We start from the raw sequence: 19,894 nt of genomic DNA, 5'->3' as shown, positions 1-19,894 counted from the left end.
AGGGCGCCGGGTGCTCCCCGCAGCGAAATAAAGGAGGAGGGGCGCAGCCCCGGGGGACATTCGCGGAGGGGAGTACCTGGTGGCCTGTGCACAAGCCCCGAACAAACCAACGACAAAAACGACAAGCAAGCAAAGACAACGCGCAACGGATCACTGACATGGAAGCGCTAATCAACACAACGCCGACCCAGGCGCCCGACAAGAGCGCACTGCGCACCTGGGGCCCGCTCGCGCTGATCCTGGTGCTAGCCGTGCTGCCGTTCCTGCCGCTGCCCGACTTCTGGATCATCCAGCTCAACTACATCGGCATCTACACCCTGCCGGTGCTGGGGCTCGTGCTGCTCACCGGGGTGGGCGGCCTCACCTCGTTCGGGCAGGCCGCCTTCGTCGGCATCGGTGCGTACACCACGGCCTACCTCACGGTGAACACAGGGCTGTCGCCGTGGGTCACGCTCTTCATCGGCCTGGCGCTCACCGGCGTCAGCGCCTCGATCATCGGCGCCATCACGCTGCGCATGTCGGGCCACTACCTGCCGCTGGCCACCATCGCCTGGGCGCTGTCGCTGTACTACCTGATGGGCAACCTCGACGCGCTGGGCAAGTACGACGGCATCCTGGGCGTCAAGGGCCTGTCGCTGTTCGGCTTCGAGTTCGGCCAGCAGCGGTTCTTCTACGGCGTGGTCTGGGTCATCGCGATCGTCGCGGCATTCGCGGTGATACGCCTGCTCGACTCGCGCAGCGGCCGCGCCATTCGCTCCCTGGCCGGCGGCTCGCAGATGGCCGAGGCCATGGGCGTGAACACGCTGCGCTTCAAGATCGGCATCTTCGTGCTGGCGGCCATGCTGGCCTCCATCTCTGGCTGGCTGTTCGCGCACTTCCAGCGCACGGTGAACCCCTCGCCCTTCGGGCTGAAGATGGGCATCGAGTACCTGTTCATGGCGGTGCTAGGCGGCGCGGCCCACGTGTGGGGCGCCATTGCCGGCGCGGGCGTGGTCAAGCTGCTCGAAGACCAGCTGCAGGTGCTGCTGCCCAAGCTCATCGGCACGGCCGGCAGCTACGAGCTGATCGTGTTCGGCATCATGATCGTGCTGGTGCTCAAGTACCTGCCCGAGGGCCTCTGGGCCTTCGTCGACCGGCGCCTGCCGCGCCCGCGCCGCAGCGTCGACTGGCAGCACGCCAGGGACCTGCCCGCGCGCGCGAAGCCGGCCGCGGGCGATGTGGTGCTCGACGTGCAGGCCATCCGCAAGACCTTCGGCGGGCTGGTGGCGGTGAACGACATCAGCTTCCAGACGCGCGCCGGCCAGATCGTCGGCCTGATCGGGCCGAACGGCGCGGGCAAGTCGACCACCTTCAACCTGATCACCGGCGTGCTCGGCCTCTCGGGCGGCGCGGTGCGCTTCCGCGGCGAGGCCATCGGCGGGCTGGGCGCGCGGCAGATCGCGCAGCGCGGCGTGTCGCGCACCTTCCAGCACGTGAAGATGGTGGCCGACATGACGGTGCTGGAGAACGTGGCGCTGGGCGCGCACCTGCGCGGCCGCAAGGGCGCCATCGCGGCCATGCTGCGCATCGACCGCCAGGAAGAGCGCGCGCTGTTCCGCGAGGCCGAGCGCCAGCTGCGGCGCGTGGGCATGGGCGACTACCTGCACGAACTGGCGGGCAACCTGGCCATGGGCCAGCAGCGCCTGCTGGAGATCGCACGCGCGCTGTGCGCCGACCCGGCCCTGCTGCTGCTCGACGAGCCCGCGGCCGGCCTGCGCCACAAGGAAAAGGAAGCGCTGGGCAAGGTGCTGCGGCAACTGCGCGACGAGGGCATGAGCATCCTGCTGGTCGAGCACGACATGGGGCTGGTGATGGACATCTGCGACCACATCGTGGTGATGGAGTTCGGCACCCACCTGATGGAGGGCACGCCCGCCGAGGTGCAGAACAGCGACAAGGTGCGCGCCGCGTACCTGGGAACGGAACATTGACATGACGACACCCCTGCTTCGCATACGCGACCTGCACGCCGGCTACGGGCGCGCCGAGGTGCTGCACGGCATCGACCTGCAGGCCGACCAGGGCCGCGTCGTCACCGTGATCGGGCCGAACGGCGCGGGCAAGTCGACGCTGCTCAATGCGCTGATGGGCGTGCTGCCCTCCAAGGGCATCATCGAGTTCAAGGGCCAGCCCATCTCGGCGATGACGCTCGAGGAACGCGTGATGCTCGGCATTGCGCTGGTGCCCGAGAAACGCGAGCTGTTCGGCACCATGCCGGTCGAAGACAACCTCGTGCTCGGCGCGTTCCGCCAGGTGCGGCTGCGCAACAAGCAGTGGCGCGACCGCATCGACGAGGTCTACACGCTGTTCCCGCGCCTGAAGGAGCGGCGCGCGCAGCTGGCCGGCACGCTCTCCGGCGGCGAGCGGCAGATGCTGGCGGTGGGCCGCGCGCTGATGTCGCGCCCCACGCTGCTGATGCTCGACGAACCCAGCCTGGGGCTGGCGCCGCTGGTGGTGCAGGAGATCTTCCGCACGGTCGACGCGCTGCGCGCCACGGGCGTGACCATTCTGCTGGTGGAGCAGAACGCGCGCGCCGCGCTCGAAGTGGCGGACCACGGCTACGTGCTCGAAATGGGCAGCGTGAGCCTCGAGGGCGAGGCACACAAGCTCGCGGTCGATTCGCGCGTGATCGACACCTACCTGGGCGCGGCGCGCAAGGCCGCCTGACGAGAAAAGAAGATCGACCGAGACACCCGCCGCACACGCGGCAAGGAGACGACATGACGAGACAGCGCCACTTCACATTCGGTCTGTGCGCAAGCGCGCTCAGCGTTGCCACGCTGCTCGCGGCTTGCGCGGGCAGCCCACCCGCCCCGCATGCGCCGCTGGCCGCCGCGCGGCCCGGTACCCTGCAGGCCTGCGCCGACCTGGCCACGCGCGCGGCGCTGCCGGGCACGGTCTACACCGCCGTCACCGACGTGCCGGCCGGCATGGTCACGGTCGGCGGCGTCGCGATGGCGGCGCCCGCGCACTGCCTGGTGCAAGGCCGCATGAACGAGCGCACCAGCCCGGTCGACAACCAGCGCTATGCCGTCGGTTTCGAGATGCGGCTGCCGGTGGCATGGAACGGCCGCTTCTTCTACCAGGCCAACGGCGGGCTCGACGGCGTGGTGGTGCCCGCGCTCGGCGGCATTGGCGGCGGCGGCCCGCGCAGCAGCGCGCTGCAGATGGGCTTTGCCGTCATCAGCTCCGACGCCGGCCATGCGGGTTCGATGGGCCCGCGCTTCGGGCTCGACCCGCAGGCGCGGCTCGACTACGGATACAACGCGGTCGCGCAGCTCACGCCGATGGCGAAGAACCTCATCGCCAAGGCCTACGGCCGCGGCCCCGACCGCTCCTACTTCGGCGGCTGCTCGAACGGCGGGCGGCATGCGATGGTGGCCGCGGTGCGCTCGTCGCAGCAGTACGACGGCATCCTCGCGGGCGACCCCGGTTTCAACCTGCCGAAGGCGGCCGTGGCGCAGCTCTATGGCGCGCAGCAATACGCCGCCGTGGCCAGCGCGAAGACGCCCGCCGGCCAGCCCGACCTGCAAAGCGCCTTCACCCCGGCCGAGCTGAAGCTGGTGGCCGACAAGGTGCTGGCGCGCTGCGACGCGCTCGACGGCCTGGCCGACGGCATCGTGTCGAACGTGCAGGCCTGCAAAACGCGCTTCGACATCCAGCGCGACGTTCCCACCTGCGCCGCCGGCACGCGCGACGGCATGTGCCTCAGCGCGCCGCAGAAGAATGCGCTGGCCAACGTGTTCAAGGGCGCGCGCAACAGCGCGGGCCAGCCGATCTACAGCAGCTTCCCGTTCGACGCGGGCGTGAGCGGCGGCAACTGGCGCGAATGGAAGTTCGCGAGCCCGGCGACGCGCGACGCAGGTGCCGTGGCCTTCATCTTCAGCACGCCGCCGCTGGCCGACCGGCCGCAGGGCCTGCCGTTCGCGCTGGGCTTCGACATGGACCGCGACGCGCCGCGCATCGCCGCGACGGACGGCGTGTTCCGCGAGTCGGCGCTGTCGTTCATGACGCCGCCGGACGCGGCCAACCTGGGCGCGCTGCGCGACAAGGGCGGCCGAATGATCGTCTACCACGGCACCAGCGACCCGGTGTTCTCGTCGGACGACACCGCCGCCTGGTATGAACGCGTGCAGGCCGCGAACGGCGGCGATGCATCCTCGTTCGCGCGCTACTTCCCCGTGCCGGGCATGAACCACTGCTCGGGCGGCCCCGCCACCGACCAGTTCGACATGCTCAGCGCGCTGGTCGACTGGGTCGAACAGGGCAAGGCGCCCGCGTCGATCACCGCCTCCGCGCGCGGTGCCGGCACGCCCGTGCCGAACGCCGAAGTGCCGGCCAGCTGGTCGCCGCAGCGCACGCGCCCGCTGTGCCCCTATCCGCAAGTCGCCACATACACCGGCGGCGACACCGAGCGCGCAAGCAGCTTCGCCTGCAAGCCGCCTTCTCCCTAGATTTCCGAACCCCCATGGATTACAAGCCCCGCCCCGAAGATGTCCGATTCCTGCTGAACGCGGCGCTCGATGCGCCCACGCGCCTGGCCGCGCTCGCGCCTTTCGCCGAGGTTGACGAAGCGCTGCAGTCGCAGGTGCTGGAGGAGGCGGCGTGCTTTGTCGGCGAAGTGATCGCGCCGCTGAACCGGACCGGCGACGAGACCGGCTGCCGTTTTGCCGGCGGCGAAGTGACCAGCCCGCCGGGCTTTCGCGAGGCCTACCAGGCCTTCGTCGACGGCGGCTGGCCCGCTCTTTCGGCCGCGACCGAAGACGGCGGACAGGGCCTGCCCGCCGTGCTCGAGGCCGTGCTCTACGAATGGCTGGCCGCCGCCAACCACGGCTTCACGATGGCGCCCGGCCTGCTGCACGGCGCCTACGCCTGCCTCAAGCACCACGGCAGCGACGAGCTGAAGCAGCGCTATCTCTCGAAGATCGCGACCGGCGAGTGGCTGGCCACCATGTGCCTCACCGAGGCGCATGCGGGCAGCGACCTGGGCCAGGTGCGCACGCGCGCCGTGCCACAGGCCGACGGCAGCCTGCGCGTGAGCGGCGGCAAGATCTTCATTTCCGGCGGCGAGCACGACCTGACGCCGAACATCGTGCACCTGGTGCTGTGCCGCCTGCCCGACGCGCCGGCCGGCCCCAAGGGCCTGTCGCTGGCGCTCGTGCCCAAGCTGCTGCCCGACGGCACGCGCAACGCGGTGCACTGCGAACGCATCGAGGAAAAGATGGGCCTGCATGGCAGCCCGACCTGCACGATGCGCTTCGACGACGCCACCGGCTGGCTGGTCGGCGAGCCGGGGCGCGGGCTGGCAGCGATGTTCGTGATGATGAATTCGGCGCGCCTGCATGTGGCGCTGCAGGGCATCGGCCTGCTCGACGCCGCCTGGCAGAAGGCCGACGCCTATGCCGCCGAGCGCCGCCAGATGCGCGCGCCCGGCCCCGTGCCCGCGAGCCGCGGCAACGAAAGCGCGGACCTGATTGCCGAGCACCCGGCGGTGCGCCGCATCCTCGACACGCAGCGCGCCTGGATCGACGGCGCGCGCACCCTCGCCTACCGCAGCGCGCTGATGCTCGACGTGGCCGCGCACGACGCCGACCCGAAGGCCCGCGAGCGCGCGCAGCGCTGGTGCTCGTTCGTCACGCCGGTGCTCAAGGCGGCGTGCACGCAGCAGGCCTTTCTGGGTGCGAGCGAGTGCCTGCAAGTGTTCGGCGGGCATGGCTACGTGCGCGAATGGGGCATCGAGCAGATCGTGCGCGACTCGCGCGTGACCATGATCTACGAGGGCACCAACGAGATCCAGGCCATCGACCTGCTGGTGCGCAAGGTGCTGCCCGACGGCGGCGCCGGCATGTCGGCGGTGCTGCTCGAGATGCGCGACACGCTCGACGCCTCGCGCGAGGCCGATGCCGACGTGCAGCGCCGGCTCGCGCAGCTGCGCTACCTGGGCACCACGGTCGCGATGGCCGCGCACGCCAACCCGGCGCTGCCCTGCGAAGTGGCGGACGACTACCTGCGCGTGGCGATGCTCACGATGCTCGCCTGGGCCTGGGCGCGCATCGAGGCGGCGGCGCCGCAAGACAGCGCCAGGGCACGGGTGGCGGCGGCCTTCCGGCGCTGGGTACTGCCGGAGTTCGAGATGCGGCTGGGCATCGTCAAGCGGGCCTGCGAGACGGTCGCACTGACCCACGCGGCGCAGCCGCAGGCTGTCGCGCGCTAGGCTGCCAGGCAACATTCACGCGGTACGCTCGAGCCATGCCTTCCTCTTCGAAATCCGCTCCCGCGAAAAGCGAGCCGAGCATCGCGCCGCCGGGCAAGGCGGACCGGCTCGACGCGCGCATGCTCGAAACCCTGGTCGGCTACAACGCCCGCCGCGCATGGCTGATCGTCAGCGACTTCTTCGCGGAACGCATGGCGCCCTATGGGCTCAAGCAGATCGATTTCTCGGTGCTGTCGCTGCTGGCGCACAACCCGGGCGCCACGTCGCGGCAGCTGTGCAGCACGCTGGACATCCTGCCGCCCAACCTGGTGAGCCTGGTTGCCACGCTCGACAGCCGCGGGCTCATCGAGCGCCGGCCCCATCCGCACGACGGCCGCGCGGTGGGCCTGTACCTCACGCCGGCCGGCGATGCGCTGATCCGCGAGGCCGAGCAGGCCGTGATGCAGCTCGAGGCCGACGCCAGCGCCAGGCTCACGGCGCGCGAGCGCGAGACGCTGATCCGCCTGCTGCAGAAGATCTATCTCTGAGCGCCTGAGGGCGCCTACAGCCCTCGCTCGACCATGTCGATGAGGCGCTGGCCCAGCGCGTGGGTCTCGGCGGGCGGCATGGCGCGCAGTGGCCCGTCGATGATGAGCAGCGCCAGACCGTGCACCGACGACCACGCGAGGTATTCGGCATTCGGGCGCCGCGCCGGGTCGAGCACGCCCGCGTCCACCAGCCGGTCGATGGCCTTGCCCAGCAGCTGGAACGGGTCCAGCCCGCTCGCGCCGGCCTTGCCCGGGCCGAGCTGGCCGTCGCCTTCGGCGGAAACCACGAACGCGGTGCGGAACAGGCCAGGCTCGGCCTGCGCGAACCGCAGATAGGCGGTGCCGATGGCGCGCACCTGGGCGCGCGCGAAGTCGGCGGGCGGCTGGTCGCAGGGCAGCACGGCCAGTTCCTTTTCCATCGCACCCGCTGCCGCGGCCAGGGCCGCCTCCCGCACGGCCCACAGCAGTTCCTGGCGGCTGCCGAAGTGCCGGTAGGCGGCATTCGGCACCACGCCCGCGCGCCTCGTGGCCTCGCGCAGCACCACGGCGTCGGGGCCCCCGTCGCGGGCGAGCTCGATGCCCGCGTCCAGCAGTGCCCGGCGCAAGTCCCCGTGGCGGTAGGTGCTGCGGGCGGGCGGCAGGCTTTCAGGGACGTTGTTGAGCTTCATTGCAATTCCATGTGGACACCGTCCATTATCCCTGCTATTCTTTGTGGACGGTGTACACAAAGTAATCCGATTGTTTGCGGCCTGATACGCCGGGGCCCCACCGACCCACCTCATCCGCCAGAAGGAATCGCCATGAAAGTCCAGTCTTACCTCTCGTTCGAAGGCCGCTGCGACGAAGCGCTCGGCTTCTACAAGCAGGCGCTCGGCGCCGAAACGATCCAGCTCATGCGCTATGCCGACGCGCCGGCACCCGAGCCCGCCGCTTCCGGCAACCCCGACGCCAGTTGCGGCGGTGCCGGGCCCGCGCCCGACAAGGTGATGCACGCGGTGGTCCGCATCGGCGAGACCGAGCTCATGGCCTCCGACGGCCGCTGCTCGGGCCAGCCGAAGTTCGAGGGCATCATGCTGGCCCTCACCGCCGGCACCGACGCCGAAGCCGTCAAGTGGTTCAACGCGCTGGCCGAGGGCGGCCAGGTGATGCAGCCGCTGATCCCGACCTTCTTCACCTCCAGCTTCGGCATGCTGACCGACCGCTTCGGCGTGGGCTGGCTGCTGGTCGTGGCGCAACCGGCCTGACTGCGCATCTTTCTTTCGTCACGGGTCACCTGGTCCAAGCACAGCCCGAGCCCCTATTTCGCCAAGCTCATGGGGCCCTGCCAACCTCGAGACAGCCACTCAAAAGCAACCAAGGAAACTCTCATGTCCCCCATCAACGCCTACCTCACGTTCGACGGCAATGCAGCCGAGGCCATGCGCTTCTACGAGAAGACGCTCGGCGGCAAGATGCAGATGATGATGACCATGGCCCAGGCGCCCGGCGCCGAGCAGTTCCCGCCCGGCGCGGCCGACCGCATCATGCATGCCGCCCTCGCCTATGGCGACGGCCTGCTGATGGCCTCCGACTCCATGCCCGGCATGCCCTACGAAGGCATGAAGGGCTTCGGCGTGGCGCTCACGCTCGACACGGTGCCCGAAGCCCGGCGCGTGTTCGACGCCTTCGCCGAGGGCGGCAAGGTCACGATGCCGTTCGGCCCGACCTTCTGGGTCGAGGGCTTCGGCATGGTGACCGACCGCTTCGGCACGCCCTGGCTCATCAACGGCGGCAAGCCCCTGGTGTGACGCGCATGACGGACGCACTCGACAGCCGAAAGCGCTGGCTCGCGCTGATGGTGCTGTGCCTCGGCGTGCTGATGATCGTGCTGGACACCACCATCGTGAACGTCGCGCTGCCCTCGATCCGCACCGACCTCGGCTTCACCGAGACATCGCTGGTCTGGGTGGTGAACGCCTACATGCTGACCTTCGGCGGCTTCCTGCTGCTGGGCGGGCGGCTCGGCGACCTGTACGGCCACCGCAAGCTCTTCCTCATCGGCCTGGTGCTGTTCACGCTGGCCTCGCTGGCCTGCGGCATCTCCAACTCGCAGGTGCTGCTGGTGGCGGCCCGTGCGGTCCAGGGGCTGGGCGGCGCGGTGGTTTCGGCCGTGTCGCTCTCGCTCATCATGAACCTCTTCACCGAGCCGGCCGAGCGCGCCAAGGCCATGGGCGTGTACGGCTTCGTGTGCGCGGGCGGCGGCAGCATCGGCGTGCTGCTGGGCGGCCTGCTCACGAGCACGCTGAGCTGGCACTGGATCTTCCTGGTGAACCTGCCGATCGGCGTGGCGGTGTATGCGCTTTGCGTGGCGCTGCTGCCCAGCGCGCGCGGCCATGCGCACGGCGAGAAGCTCGACGTGGCCGGCGCGGTGACGGTCACGCTGTCGCTCATGCTGGCGGTGTACGGCGTGGTCAACGGCAACGAAGCGGGCTGGGGCTCCACGCAGACCGTGGGTCTGCTCGGCGCGGCCGTGGTGCTGCTGGCGGTTTTCATCGCCATCGAGGCGCGCGTGCAGCATCCGCTGATGCCGCTGGGCCTGTTCCGGCTGCGCAGCGTGTCAGTGGCCAACGTGGTGGGCGTGCTGTGGGCGGCGGCCATGTTCGCGTGGTTCTTCATCTCGGCGCTCTACATGCAGCTGGTGCTGCAGTACACGCCGATGCAGATCGGCCTGGCCTTCCTGCCGGCCAACATCATCATGGCGGTGTTCTCGCTGGGCCTGTCGGCCAGGATCGTGATGCGCTTCGGCATCCGCAAGCCGCTGGCGGCGGGGCTGTGGCTCGCGGCCATCGGGCTGGCGCTGTTCGCGCGGGCACCGGTCAACGGCAGCTTCGTGGTCGACGTGCTGCCCGGCATGATGCTGCTCGGCCTGGGCGCGGGCATGGCGTTCAACCCGGTGCTGCTGGCGGCCATGAGCGAGGTGAGCCCGTCCGATTCGGGCCTGGCCTCGGGCGTGGTCAACACTGCCTTCATGATGGGCGGCGCCCTGGGCCTGGCCGTGCTGGCCAGCGCCGCGGCGGCGCGCACCGCCTCGATGGAAGCCGCCGGCGCGCAGATGCCGCTGGCGCTCACCGGCGGCTACAACCTTGCGTTTCTCGTCGGCGCCGTGTTCGCGGCGGCGGCGGGCCTGATCGGGGCGTTGCTGCTTCGATCCACCATGCCGGGGCAGATGCAGGACAACAACAACAAAGAAGAAGCGGCACCCCGTGGATCGGCGGCATCGTGAGCCAGGAGGCCACATGCAGCCGCCGGTATTTTTTCTTCAACGGTTCCACTCTTTGTTCAGGAGAACTTCCATGGCTCGTTATGTAGACGGTTTCATCGTCGCCGTTCCCAGTGCCAACGTAGAGGCCTACCGCAAGCTGGCGCGCAAGGCCGGCAAGGTCTGGATGGAATACGGCGCGCTCGAATACGTCGAGTGCATCGCCGACGACGTGAAGCCCGGCAAGCTGACCTCGTTTCCACAGAGCGTGAAGCAGAAGGCCGACGAGACGGTGGCCTTCTCGTGGATCACCTACAAGTCGCGCAAGCACCGCGACACGGTGAACGCCAAGGTGATGGCCGACCCGCGCATCGCATCGATGGACCCGAAGACCATGCCCTTCGACGCCAGGCGCATGATCTTCGGCGGCTTCAAGTCGATCGTCGAGTTCTGACGGGCCGCCGCGCGCGCCTCAGGCGATGAATCCGTCGTAGACGAGCTTCAGGCCCGTGAGCAGCATGCCCAGGTACACGAAGCGATAGAACCAGGTCGCGTCGATGCGCCGCGCAATGCGGATGCCGACCCACACGCCGAACGGCGCGATCGGCATCAGCACCAGCGAAGTGGCCAGCGTGCGCAAGTCGATGAGGCCCAGCCAGGCGTAGGGAATCCACTTGCTGAGGTTCACCACGAAGAAGAAATACGCCATGGTGGCCGTGAAGATCACGGGCTTGAGCCGCAGCGGAATCACGTAGGCGTTGATGGGCGGGCCGCCCGCATGCGCGATGAAGCTGGTGAAGCCCGACACCGTGGTCAGCACCGCGCCCACGCGGCGCGAGGGCAGCGGGTCGTCGGGCTTGGGCGGGAACAGCAGGCGCTGCGCCAGGAACAGCAGCGTGAACACGCCGACGATGCCCGCCACCGTGTGCGCCGGCAGCATGCGAAACAGCAGCGTGCCGATCACCGTGCCCAGCAGGCCGAACGGAATCAGGAACTTGAGCAGCGAACGGTCGAAGTCGCGCCGGAACGCGGCCAGGCCCAGAACGTCCATCAGCAGCAACAGCGGCATCAGGATGGCGGCTGCCTGCGGCACGGTGACGGCCAGCGCCATCATCGGCACCGCGAGCGACCCGAAGCCGGCGCCGAAGCCGCTCTTGCTGATGCCGAGCAGCAGCACGGCGGGAATGGCGACCGCATAGAAATGCGGGTCGGTGATCAGGGGGAAAACCATGGGCGGAAGGCAAAAGAAAACCCGCCATGCGGGCGGGCCTTCCGAGCGTAGCAGGATGGCGAGGAATGCGCCCGGCGCCGCCGGCCTCGCCTCCTACTGCCGGGCCGGCTGCTTCAGCGGATTGAGAACGAAGTCGAAGTCCAGGCGCCAGCGGCCGTTGTCCTGCTTCTTCCACGGCGCGACCAGCGACTGGCGCACCGCGAACACGGCGTCGGAGTCCAGCCATTCGTCGCCGTCGCGGAACACGTGGGTGATGAGCCGCTCGTAGCCCGGTGCTTCTATCTTGAAGTGCAGGTGCGCGGGCCGCCAGGGGTGGCGCTTCGTCGCGCGCAGCAGGTCGCCCACGGGGCCGTCGACCGGGATCGGGTACGCCACCGCCACCACGCTGCGGAAATGCAGCGAGCCGTCGGGCCCCGTGCGCAGCGTGCCACGGTTCTCCGCATGGTCGAGCCCGGCGTGCTGCACGTCGTAGTGGCCGCCGGCGTCGGCCTGCCACACGTCGACGACCGCGCCGGACACCGGCTCGCCGCCGAGCCCGCGCACGGTGGCATGCACGTCGCAGGGCTCGCCCTCGGCGCCGTTGGCCACGTCGTCGCCATGCTCGTACTCGGGGGCGCCGTCGAAGTAGAAGGGGCCGAACACCGTGGCCTCGGTGCAGCCCGCGGGCTTGTCGTTGTTCATCGCGATGGTGAGCATCGACAGGCCCAGCACGTCCGACAGCAGGATGAATTCCTGCCGCTTGTCGTCGCACTTCTGGCCGGTGGCCGTGAGGTACTGGATGCCCTGGAACCACTCTTCCTCGGTGAGCTTCACCTCGCGCGCAAAGGCGTGCAGGTGCTGCACCAGGCTGGTCATGATCTCGCGCAGGCGAGGGTCGGGCGTGTCGGCGAAGCGCGCAAGCACGGCCTGCGTGATGTTGTCCTGGTTGAGGTTGCGCATCGTGGTGTCTCCATGTCGTCTCGTAGGTACGGCGCACTTTAGGCCGCGCGCCGCCGCCACGAAAGCCGCCGGGCGCAAATGATTTTTCCGCCCAGCGGAACGGTCGCAACGCCGCTGCGCCAAAATCGTCCGAACACACAGAAGACAAGCCCCGGAGACACCGCCCCATGGACCGCTGGACCGAAATCGCCCTGCTCGTGCAGATCGCCGATGCCGGCAGTCTGAGCCGGGCGGCCGAGGCGCTGGGCCTTTCCAACGCCGCCGCGAGCCGGCACCTGAGCGCGCTGGAGGACCGCCTGGGCGCGCGGCTGGTGGAGCGCAACACCCGCCGGCTCTACTTGACCGACACGGGCCGCGAGTTCTGCGGCCGCGCCCGCGCCATCCTGAGCGACCTGGCGGATGCGGAATCGACGGTCAACGCCACCGCGTTCAACCCGACCGGCACGCTGCGGGTGACGGCGTCGCTGTCGTTCTCCATCCACCACATCGCGCCGCTGCTGCGCGAATACACCCAGCGCTATCCGGGCGTGACGGTGCACGTGGAAGCGGCCAACCGGTACTTCGACCTGATCGACAACAACATCGACGTGGCGATCCGCACGCGTGAGTTCGAGCCCGACTCGAACGTCACGATCCGCCGGCTGGGCGAGACGCGGCGCATCCTGGTGGCGTCGCCGCGCTACTTTGCGCAGCACGGCTTTCCGAAGACGCTGGAAGAACTCGCGCGGCACAAGCTGCTGATCTACACCCACGCCAACAACCCGAACGAACTGCGCTTCAGCCGCCGGAACGAGACGCGCACGGTGTCGGTCACCGGGCTGCTCGAGTCGAACGACGGCCAGGTGCTGCGTGCCGCCGCGCTCGACGGCATGGGCATCCTGGTACAGCCGACCTACATCGTCTACGACGACGTCGTGGCCGGCCGGCTGGTGCCCGCGCTGGACGACTGGGACCTGCCGCACCTGACCATCAACCTGGCGTACCCGAGCCGCAAGCACCTGTCGGCCAAGGTGCGCAGCTTCATCGACTTCATGGCGGCGCATTTCGCGAAGATGGACTACGAACGCAAGTGGACCAGCCATTTCGGCGCGCGCTGAGTCGGCTTTGCGGCAAAACATGTGCGTTTACGCACATCCCGCTTTCCGGCGGCTGCGCACACTGGCGGCGCAACCGTCGCATTTCGCGGCGGCCTTCAATTTCCAAGGATCCGCCATGAACACCCAGGCCGCAGCCGCCAACACCCCGCGTGCGCCGATCGCATCGCCGCTTTCCGCCGTGTCCCCCACCACGCTGGACGACTCCGGCAAGCTGCTGATCCGCGTGACGGTCGGCTTCCTGGTGCTGCTGCACGGCATCTTCAAGCTGTCGGCGGGCGTCGGCTTCATCGCGGGCATGCTGGCCAAGGCCGGGCTGCCGGGCGGCATCGCCTACCTGGTGTACGTCGGCGAAATCGTCGCGCCGCTGCTGATGATCGCGGGCCTCTTCACCCGCGCCGCCGCCGGCGTGGTGGTGATCAACATGCTGGTGGCTTTCGGCCTCGTGCACATGGCCGACCTGTTCGCGCTGACCAAGCAGGGCGGCTGGGCGCTGGAACTGCAGGGCCTGTACCTGTTCGGCGCGCTGACGGTGGTGCTGCTGGGCGCCGGCCGCTTCAGCATCGGCGGCCGCAACGGCCGCTTCAACTGACGGCCGGCCGGTTCAGCCGGCGTCGCCCCGCACCTGCGAGACCATCGCCTCGAGGCGGGCGATGTCGGCCACCAGCAGGGCCTTGTCGTCCTTGCGCAGCACGCCGCTGCGCACCAGCACGTTGAGTTCGCGGGTGACCTGCTCGCGGTTGGTGCTGATCTGGCTGGCCAGCGCCGCATGCTTGGGCGCGGGGTCCAGCCGGGCCTGGTTGGCGTCCCCGCCATGCGCGCCGGCGGCACGGGCCAGGCGCAGCAGCTCGGCGTGGAGCCGGTTCTGCACGCCCAGGGTGCTCAGGTCGATCACCCGTTCGGACAGCTGCCGCACCAGCGAGGCCAGCCGCAGCATCACCCGCTCGGCCACCAGCGGCTCGTCGCGCAGCAGGGCCATGAAGGCGGCACGGTCCAGGCTGGCGACCACGCTGGGCGCAAGGGTGACGACGTCGGCCGAGCGCGGACCGCCGTCGATGGCGGCGATGTCGCCGAAATGCTCCCCGGCCTCCGAGTCGCGGAAGGTCACCTGCCGGCCGTTGGCCGAATAGGTCGTCACCCGCACCCGGCCCGAGACCAGCAGGAACACCTCGCCCTGCTGCTCGGCGCGCAGCAGCAGGGGCTTGCCGGCTTCCACGCTGTGCCACAGGCATTGCCGGGCCAGCAGGTCCAGCCGCTGGTCGGAGAGGCCTTCGAGCAGCGCGATCTGGCGCAGTGCGAGGCTGGAACGCGGGACAGGGTCTGGTTTGTCCATGCCGGGGTCTGTGGTCAAGGGGATGAGCGCGCGGATTATGCTCGGGAGCCGCTTCGAACCCGTTCATGGACAGACGTTCCCCCCAACCGCACTTTTCCCCGAGAACGCCGACACGGCGCAATCTCCGCTGGGCGAGCGGGCTGGTGCTGATGGCCTACATCACGGTTCACCTGCTGAACCATTCGCTCGGCATCTATTCGTTTGCCGCCGCCGAGACCGTGCTGCGCGGCGTGCAGAAGTTCTGGCACAGCCTGCCCGGCACCGCGCTGCTGTACGGCGCCGCGGGCACCCACCTCGTGCTGGCCGTGGTCGCGCTGTGGGAGCGCCGCACCCTGCGCATGCCGCCGCTGGAGGGCCTGCGGGTGCTGCTGGGCTTTGCACTGCCGCTGCTGCTGGCCACCCACCTCACGGCCATGCGCGGCGCCTACCTGGCCTACGGCATCGAGGGCTCATACGTGCGGGTGGTCTGGGGCCTGTGGGACTGGCAGGGCGCGGCCGCGCAACTGGCGATGATGCTGGCGGCCTGGACCCACGGCTGCCTCGGCCTGCACTTCGCGCTGCGGGCGCAGCCGGCGTACCGGCGCTTTTCCTACCTGCTGCTGGCCGTGGCCGTGACGCTGCCGCTGACGGCGGCGATGGGCTTCGTGTCGATGGGCCGGGAGTTCCAGTGGACCGGCGTGCCGCCCGTCGTGCTGCCGACGCCCGAGCAGGGCAAGGCGCTCGGCAAGGCCGAAGACAGCATCAAGTGGTTCTACGGACTGGCGCTGGCCCTGCTGCTTCTGGCGCGCTGGGGGCGCAACGCTTTCGCGCGCTGGTCGCGACAGCCGTCGATCACGCTGCGCTATCCCGACCGCACGGTGCAGGTGCCGCGCGGCTGGAGCGTGCTGGAGGCGAGCCGCTCGCACGGCATCGACCACCTGTCGATCTGCGGCGGCCGGGCGCGCTGCTCGACCTGCCGGGTGCGCGTGGCCGGCCCGGCGGAGCACATCGGCGAGGCGGGCCGCGACGAGCAACGCACGCTGGAGCGCGTGCGCGCGCCCGCCGACGTGCGGCTGGCCTGCCAGCTGCGCCCGCGCGGCGACATCGAGGTAACGCCGCTGTTCGCGCCGCTGCCCAACGAAGGCCGGCCCGCGCCGGTCGGCAGCTTCGGGCGCGAGCGCGACGTGGCGATCCTGTTCGTCGACCTGCGGCGCTGGTCGGGCCTGTCGGAGCGGCAGTGGCCTTTCGACCTGGCCTATGTGCTCGACCGCTACTTCGCCACCGTCGGCGCGGCCGTGCGCGAGAGCGGCGGCGTGCCCAACCAGTTCATCGGCGACAGCGTGATGGCCATCTTCGGGCTCGACTGCGACCTGCCGACCGCCTGCAGGCAAGCGCTGCGCGCGACCGAGCTGATCGGCGAGCGCATGGACGCATGGAGCAAGGGCTTCGAGGCGCAGTTCGGCCAGCGGCTGGAGTTCGGCATGGGCCTGCATGCGGGCCGCGCCGCGGTCGGCGAAGTAGGCTACCTGGAAACCACCACCTTCACCGCCATCGGCGAAGTGGTGAACACGGCGAGCCGGCTGCAGGACCACTCGAAGACGGCGGCGTCGCGCCTCGTCGTCTCGCTGTTCGCGGCCGAGCAGGCGGGCGTGGCGCACACCCTGGGCACGCCTGAAACGCTCGCGGTGCGCGGGCGCTCCGAACCTCTTGCGGTGCTCTACGCATCCACCGGTGCCGTCTGCGCGTAGCAGTTGCCGAATGCGGTGCGCAAACGCACATCGCAAACCGCACGGCGGTTTCACACTTCAGCTTGTGGCAACGACGAATGTCCGCCGCCCACACAGTGAACCGAAGGGACTATCACCATGAACACCAAGCAACGCATCGCCGCTTCCGCTTTTGCCGCCGCCTTCGCCCTGCTGGGCGCCGCCGGCGCGGCACATGCAGAAACCTATGAGGGCGTGCATGCCATCACCTCGTCCGCCAGCCGCGCCGACGTGAAGGCCGAAGCCGTGGCCGCCACGCGCGAAGGCAACGCCTATTCGGACACCGCCGCCGAAGGCGCCGTGGCTTTCAATTCCACGCTCGACCGCGGCACGGTCCGCGACCAGGCCGTGGCCGCCGCGCACAACCCGCTGCAAAGCCTGGACCGCCGCGCCTTCTACCGCGACGAAGTGCCGCAGGCCTACAAGAAGCCCAGCGTGTCCTTCACCCGCCAGGCCGGCCTGTAAAACCGCACGCGGCCCTGCCCCGCCGGTTCAGGGCCGCACGCCTTGCCAGGCGTTCTGCAGCAGGGCGCGGATCGCATCGCGCTCCAGCGGGCGCGGATTGGGATACTGGTTCTTGAGCGCGTGCTCGCAGGCCAGGTCGAGATCGGACTCCTTCATGCCGATGTCGCGCAACGCGACAGGCGCGCCGTTGTCGCGTGCCAGGTCGTACACGGCCTGCGCGGCGCTGCTGCTTCCCCCGAGTGCCTTCAATATGCGCGCCATGGCCTGCGGCGCCGCTTCCGCGTTGTAGGCCAGCGCATGCGGCAGCACGATGGTGTGGGTCTCCGCGTGCGGCAGGTTGAAGCTGCCGCCCAGCGTGTGGCACAGCTTGTGGTGCAGTGCCATGCCGACATTGCCCAGCACCGCGCCGCAGAGCCAGGCGCCATAGAGCGCATCGCTGCGCGCGCCCGGGCCTTGCGGCGTGGCGCGGATGGCGGGCAGCGCCCGGCCCAGCGCGGCAATGCCCTCCTGCGCCATCAAGTCCATGACCGGATTCGAATCGACCGCATAGAGCCCCTCGGCCGCATGCGCGATGGCATTGATGCCGCTCGTCACGCTGATGCCCACGGGCAGGCTCAAGGAAAGCTCCGGGTCGTAGATCACCGTGCGCGGCAGCACCCGGATGTCCTTGCCCGTCTTCTTCATGCCGGCTTCGGTGATGCCGTAGATCGGCGTCATTTCGGAACCCGCATAGGTCGTCGGTATGGCGAGGATCGGCAGCCCGGAGTCGAGCGCGATCGCCTTGCCCAGACCGGTGGTGGAGCCCCCGCCGATGGCCACCGCGCAATCGGCGCCCAGGCGCTGCGCCACCTCCCTGGCCTCGCGTGCGGTCTCGATGGGCACGTGCATCACCGCCCGGTCGAACACGCCGGCCGCATGGCCGCCGAGCATGGCCGCCACGCGCTCGGCCTGCGGGCGCTGCTCGGGCGTGGAGAGCACCAGCGCGCGCCTTGCGCCCAGCGCATCGATCTCGCGCGCCAGATGCTGCAGCGACCCCGCGCCGAACACCACCCGCTGGGGCACGCTGTTGTAGACGAATGAGGAGGTGGTCATGGCTTTCCTGTCTTTGTCCCGAGTTTCCCGCCGGCCCGCGCCGCGTTCAACCACGACAGCGGAAAGGAGTTTTCCGCTCAGGTCGGAGCGACCTGCACCCTGCAGGCATCGCCGCCCTCGGCGATGGCGAAGCGCACGGGCAGGAACCGCTCGATCACCGCGCAGTTGGTGCGCGTGTGCTCCGTCACCTCGCTGCAGGTGAAGGCGCAGGCCTTCCTGCCCTGCCACGCGGCAAGCGCCTGCAGCAGCGCCAGCTGGTCAGCGAGGTGCGGTCCGACCGCCGCCTCGCTCTTCTGGAACGCGCGCAGTTCCCTGGCCAGGCCATGCGCCACCTGCTCCGCGCTCATCGATTTTTCGCCGAAGGCGGTGAAAACCTCGGTGACGTGTTCGTAGGCCAGCGTGGCCATCAGCGCATTGCCCGGCCCTTCGTTCTGGCGCACCGCGCCCAGGCGCAGTTGCTCGCCGGACCAGCCCATCGCGCCGCCCAGCGTGTCGAGTTCGCGCGTCGGCACATGGCGCGGCAGGCCCGGTGCCAGGCACTCCGCGTGACCGGCCCGGTGCGCGCCGCGCGCGGTCAGGTCGAAGGGCTGCAGCGGGCCGGCCGCCGGCACGATGACCGCCTCCACCTCGCCGCCGCCGGCCGGGTAGAAGCCGCAGCGGCGAAGCGTCAGTTGCAGGTCCGCCCCCAGGCGGCGCACCAGCGGCGCGAAAGCGCGCTCCAGGAAATGGAACGGCGGCGCCATCGGGTTGTGCGTGCCGCCGCTCAGGTGCACGCGGCTCTGTGCGCCAGCCAGCAGCAGCGGCGGAAGCACGGTCTGCAGCACCAGCATGCAGCTGCCCGCACCCGAGATCGCGAAGCGGTACTCGCCCGCGCGCACCGCGCCGGGCGTGAAGCGCAGCGACTGCGATCCGAGCTCGGCGCCTTCGACCTGTGCGCCACTGATCGCCGCAGCCGCGTTCACGCACGCCAGATGCTGGCGCATCAGGCCCGGCTTGGCACGGCCCGCACGGATCTTCTCGATGGCCAGCGGCTGACCGGTGGCCACCGACAGCGCGAGGCCGGTGCGCAGGATCTGGCCACCGCCCTCGCCTTGGGAGCCGTCGAGTTCAATCATGGACGGCCTCCTTCTTCCTGTTCCTCGCATCGAGACGCAGCACCGTTTCGTACAGGAACGCATCGAGCCCCGAACCATCGGCCGACGGTATGGGCGTCACCGGCTCTGCCGCATTGGCCGACAGCTCGGCTTCGATGAACGCGTGGATACCCGGCCAGCGCGGGCTGGTCGCGGCTTCGCCGGCGCGCATCTTCACCTCGAGCAGCGCGTTGATCTCGGCGATCAGTGCCGCGTCGCATACCGGGTCGAGCGTGTGCTGCGCCAGGTCGGCGAAGCGCATGGGCGGCACGCCGGCGCGCGAGCGGATCCAGCGCGCGGCCAGCAGAGGTCGCAGCACGTAGAGGTACTTCTTGTAGCGCACCTCGTCGGCCTGCAGATGCTCGCGGAAATTCTTCTTCGCCATCGAGCTGTAGTGATGCCAGCCGCGCGCGTTGGAGAACACGGCCTCCGACAGCGCGCGAAAGCGCGGCATCGCCACCGCGTCGTCGCGGTAGACGATGGGCGAGCGCAGCCACTCGAGCAGCGTCGGGTTCGACTCGCGCATCAGGCCCAGCGCCTTGCGCAGGTCCCAGCCGTTGATGTCGAGGTCGCCGCTGATCGGCACCTCGATCACGTCGCGACGCGGGGCCACCGTGAGGTACCACGGCAGGCGGTTGACGTAGATGAAGCGCACGTCGTAGTCGCTGTCGGGCGAGACGAAGCCCCAGCCGCGGCTGCCGGATTCGCAGGCGAACAGCACGGTCACGTCATGCGTTGCTTCGATGTCGCTCAGGGCTTCCATGATCTGCGTGCGCACGGCGGGCTCGATCGGGTGGGCGGAGCGCAGGAATTCTTCGGTACTCATGTCTTTTTTCTTGTCTTT

The 19,894-nt window shown here is 69.6% G+C and carries 20 protein-coding genes; 13 read left to right on the top strand and 7 right to left on the bottom strand.

The window, feature by feature from the left end:
* Positions 1–158: 158 nt before the first annotated feature.
* Genes AC1RVW_RS25070 through AC1RVW_RS25050 form a run of 5 tightly spaced genes read left to right on the top strand, consistent with a single transcriptional unit; the run spans position 159 to position 6,780 of the window.
* A complete protein-coding gene (locus AC1RVW_RS25070) occupies positions 159–1,970 on the top strand; it encodes a branched-chain amino acid ABC transporter ATP-binding protein/permease (protein WP_493203257.1) in 1,812 nt (603 codons plus the stop codon).
* Between the two features lies 1 nt (position 1,971).
* Entirely contained in the window at positions 1,972–2,706 is a 735-nt protein-coding gene (locus tag AC1RVW_RS25065) for an ABC transporter ATP-binding protein (RefSeq protein ID WP_493203255.1), read from the top strand.
* 53 nt (positions 2,707–2,759) lie between these two features.
* A complete protein-coding gene (locus AC1RVW_RS25060) occupies positions 2,760–4,493 on the top strand; it encodes a tannase/feruloyl esterase family alpha/beta hydrolase (RefSeq protein WP_493203253.1) in 1,734 nt (577 codons plus the stop codon).
* A 14-nt stretch (positions 4,494–4,507) separates the two neighbouring features.
* Entirely contained in the window at positions 4,508–6,253 is a 1,746-nt protein-coding gene (locus AC1RVW_RS25055; RefSeq protein WP_493203251.1) for an acyl-CoA dehydrogenase family protein, read from the top strand.
* A gap of 35 nt (positions 6,254–6,288) precedes the next feature.
* Positions 6,289–6,780 (top strand): MarR family winged helix-turn-helix transcriptional regulator, encoded by a 492-nt coding sequence (locus tag AC1RVW_RS25050; RefSeq protein WP_081269949.1) that lies wholly within the window; start codon positions 6,289–6,291, stop codon positions 6,778–6,780.
* A 14-nt stretch (positions 6,781–6,794) separates the two neighbouring features.
* Here AC1RVW_RS25050 and AC1RVW_RS25045 read toward each other — a convergent pair whose 3' ends face one another.
* A complete protein-coding gene (locus AC1RVW_RS25045) occupies positions 6,795–7,448 on the bottom strand; it encodes a TetR/AcrR family transcriptional regulator (RefSeq protein ID WP_106936876.1) in 654 nt (217 codons plus the stop codon).
* Between the two features lie 132 nt (positions 7,449–7,580).
* On the opposite strand from AC1RVW_RS25045, the gene AC1RVW_RS25040 reads away from it, so the two are divergent.
* The 4 genes from AC1RVW_RS25040 (at position 7,581) to AC1RVW_RS25025 (ending at position 10,472) form a co-directional block, all read left to right on the top strand.
* Entirely contained in the window at positions 7,581–8,024 is a 444-nt protein-coding gene (locus tag AC1RVW_RS25040) for a VOC family protein (protein ID WP_081269951.1), read from the top strand.
* Between the two features lie 123 nt (positions 8,025–8,147).
* Entirely contained in the window at positions 8,148–8,567 is a 420-nt protein-coding gene (locus AC1RVW_RS25035) for a VOC family protein (RefSeq protein ID WP_409196285.1), read from the top strand.
* A 5-nt stretch (positions 8,568–8,572) separates the two neighbouring features.
* Positions 8,573–10,042 carry a DHA2 family efflux MFS transporter permease subunit gene (locus tag AC1RVW_RS25030; protein WP_493203247.1) on the top strand — a complete coding sequence of 490 codons (1,470 nt, stop codon included), beginning with the start codon at positions 8,573–8,575 and terminating at the stop codon, positions 10,040–10,042.
* 70 nt (positions 10,043–10,112) lie between these two features.
* Positions 10,113–10,472 (top strand): DUF1428 domain-containing protein, encoded by a 360-nt coding sequence (locus AC1RVW_RS25025; RefSeq protein ID WP_081269953.1) that lies wholly within the window; start codon positions 10,113–10,115, stop codon positions 10,470–10,472.
* Between the two features lie 18 nt (positions 10,473–10,490).
* Here the strand turns inward: AC1RVW_RS25025 and AC1RVW_RS25020 are convergent, their stop codons facing one another.
* Entirely contained in the window at positions 10,491–11,249 is a 759-nt protein-coding gene (locus AC1RVW_RS25020; RefSeq protein ID WP_409196287.1) for a sulfite exporter TauE/SafE family protein, read from the bottom strand.
* A gap of 93 nt (positions 11,250–11,342) precedes the next feature.
* The gene (locus tag AC1RVW_RS25015) at positions 11,343–12,188 is read right to left on the bottom strand and encodes an intradiol ring-cleavage dioxygenase (RefSeq protein ID WP_409196288.1); all 846 of its coding nucleotides are present in this window, start codon (positions 12,186–12,188) and stop codon (positions 11,343–11,345) included.
* A gap of 167 nt (positions 12,189–12,355) precedes the next feature.
* Here AC1RVW_RS25015 and AC1RVW_RS25010 point away from each other — a divergent pair, with 167 nt between their 5' ends.
* The gene (locus AC1RVW_RS25010; RefSeq protein ID WP_493203244.1) at positions 12,356–13,285 is read left to right on the top strand and encodes a LysR family transcriptional regulator; all 930 of its coding nucleotides are present in this window, start codon (positions 12,356–12,358) and stop codon (positions 13,283–13,285) included.
* A 115-nt stretch (positions 13,286–13,400) separates the two neighbouring features.
* Positions 13,401–13,874: a DoxX family protein gene (locus AC1RVW_RS25005; protein WP_106937680.1), complete on the top strand. Its 474-nt coding sequence runs from the start codon at positions 13,401–13,403 to the stop codon at positions 13,872–13,874.
* A 12-nt stretch (positions 13,875–13,886) separates the two neighbouring features.
* Here AC1RVW_RS25005 and AC1RVW_RS25000 read toward each other — a convergent pair whose 3' ends face one another.
* Positions 13,887–14,615, bottom strand: a complete 729-nt coding sequence (locus tag AC1RVW_RS25000; protein WP_409196291.1) for a Crp/Fnr family transcriptional regulator — start codon at positions 14,613–14,615, stop codon at positions 13,887–13,889.
* A 65-nt stretch (positions 14,616–14,680) separates the two neighbouring features.
* On the opposite strand from AC1RVW_RS25000, the gene AC1RVW_RS24995 reads away from it, so the two are divergent.
* Positions 14,681–16,342 (top strand): adenylate/guanylate cyclase domain-containing protein, encoded by a 1,662-nt coding sequence (locus tag AC1RVW_RS24995; RefSeq protein WP_493203242.1) that lies wholly within the window; start codon positions 14,681–14,683, stop codon positions 16,340–16,342.
* 117 nt (positions 16,343–16,459) lie between these two features.
* A complete protein-coding gene (locus tag AC1RVW_RS24990; protein ID WP_106936869.1) occupies positions 16,460–16,825 on the top strand; it encodes an alpha/beta hydrolase in 366 nt (121 codons plus the stop codon).
* A gap of 27 nt (positions 16,826–16,852) precedes the next feature.
* On the opposite strand, the gene AC1RVW_RS24985 is transcribed toward AC1RVW_RS24990, so the two are convergent.
* From AC1RVW_RS24985 to AC1RVW_RS24975, 3 genes are all read right to left on the bottom strand, one after another.
* Positions 16,853–17,917 carry a maleylacetate reductase gene (locus tag AC1RVW_RS24985; protein ID WP_409196293.1) on the bottom strand — a complete coding sequence of 355 codons (1,065 nt, stop codon included), beginning with the start codon at positions 17,915–17,917 and terminating at the stop codon, positions 16,853–16,855.
* A 77-nt stretch (positions 17,918–17,994) separates the two neighbouring features.
* Positions 17,995–19,032 carry an RNA 3'-terminal phosphate cyclase gene (rtcA, locus tag AC1RVW_RS24980; RefSeq protein ID WP_493203239.1) on the bottom strand — a complete coding sequence of 346 codons (1,038 nt, stop codon included), beginning with the start codon at positions 19,030–19,032 and terminating at the stop codon, positions 17,995–17,997.
* Positions 19,025–19,876 carry a nucleotidyltransferase domain-containing protein gene (locus AC1RVW_RS24975; RefSeq protein WP_493203237.1) on the bottom strand — a complete coding sequence of 284 codons (852 nt, stop codon included), beginning with the start codon at positions 19,874–19,876 and terminating at the stop codon, positions 19,025–19,027. Before AC1RVW_RS24975 ends, rtcA begins: the two co-directional genes overlap by 8 nt.
* Between the last annotated feature and the right edge of the window lie 18 nt (positions 19,877–19,894).

The sequence above is a fragment of the Variovorax sp. MPBD4-3 genome, from assembly GCF_058809745.1.
The sequence above is the reverse complement of the archived record's forward strand: the minus strand, read 5'-3'. Positions and strand labels throughout refer to the sequence as shown.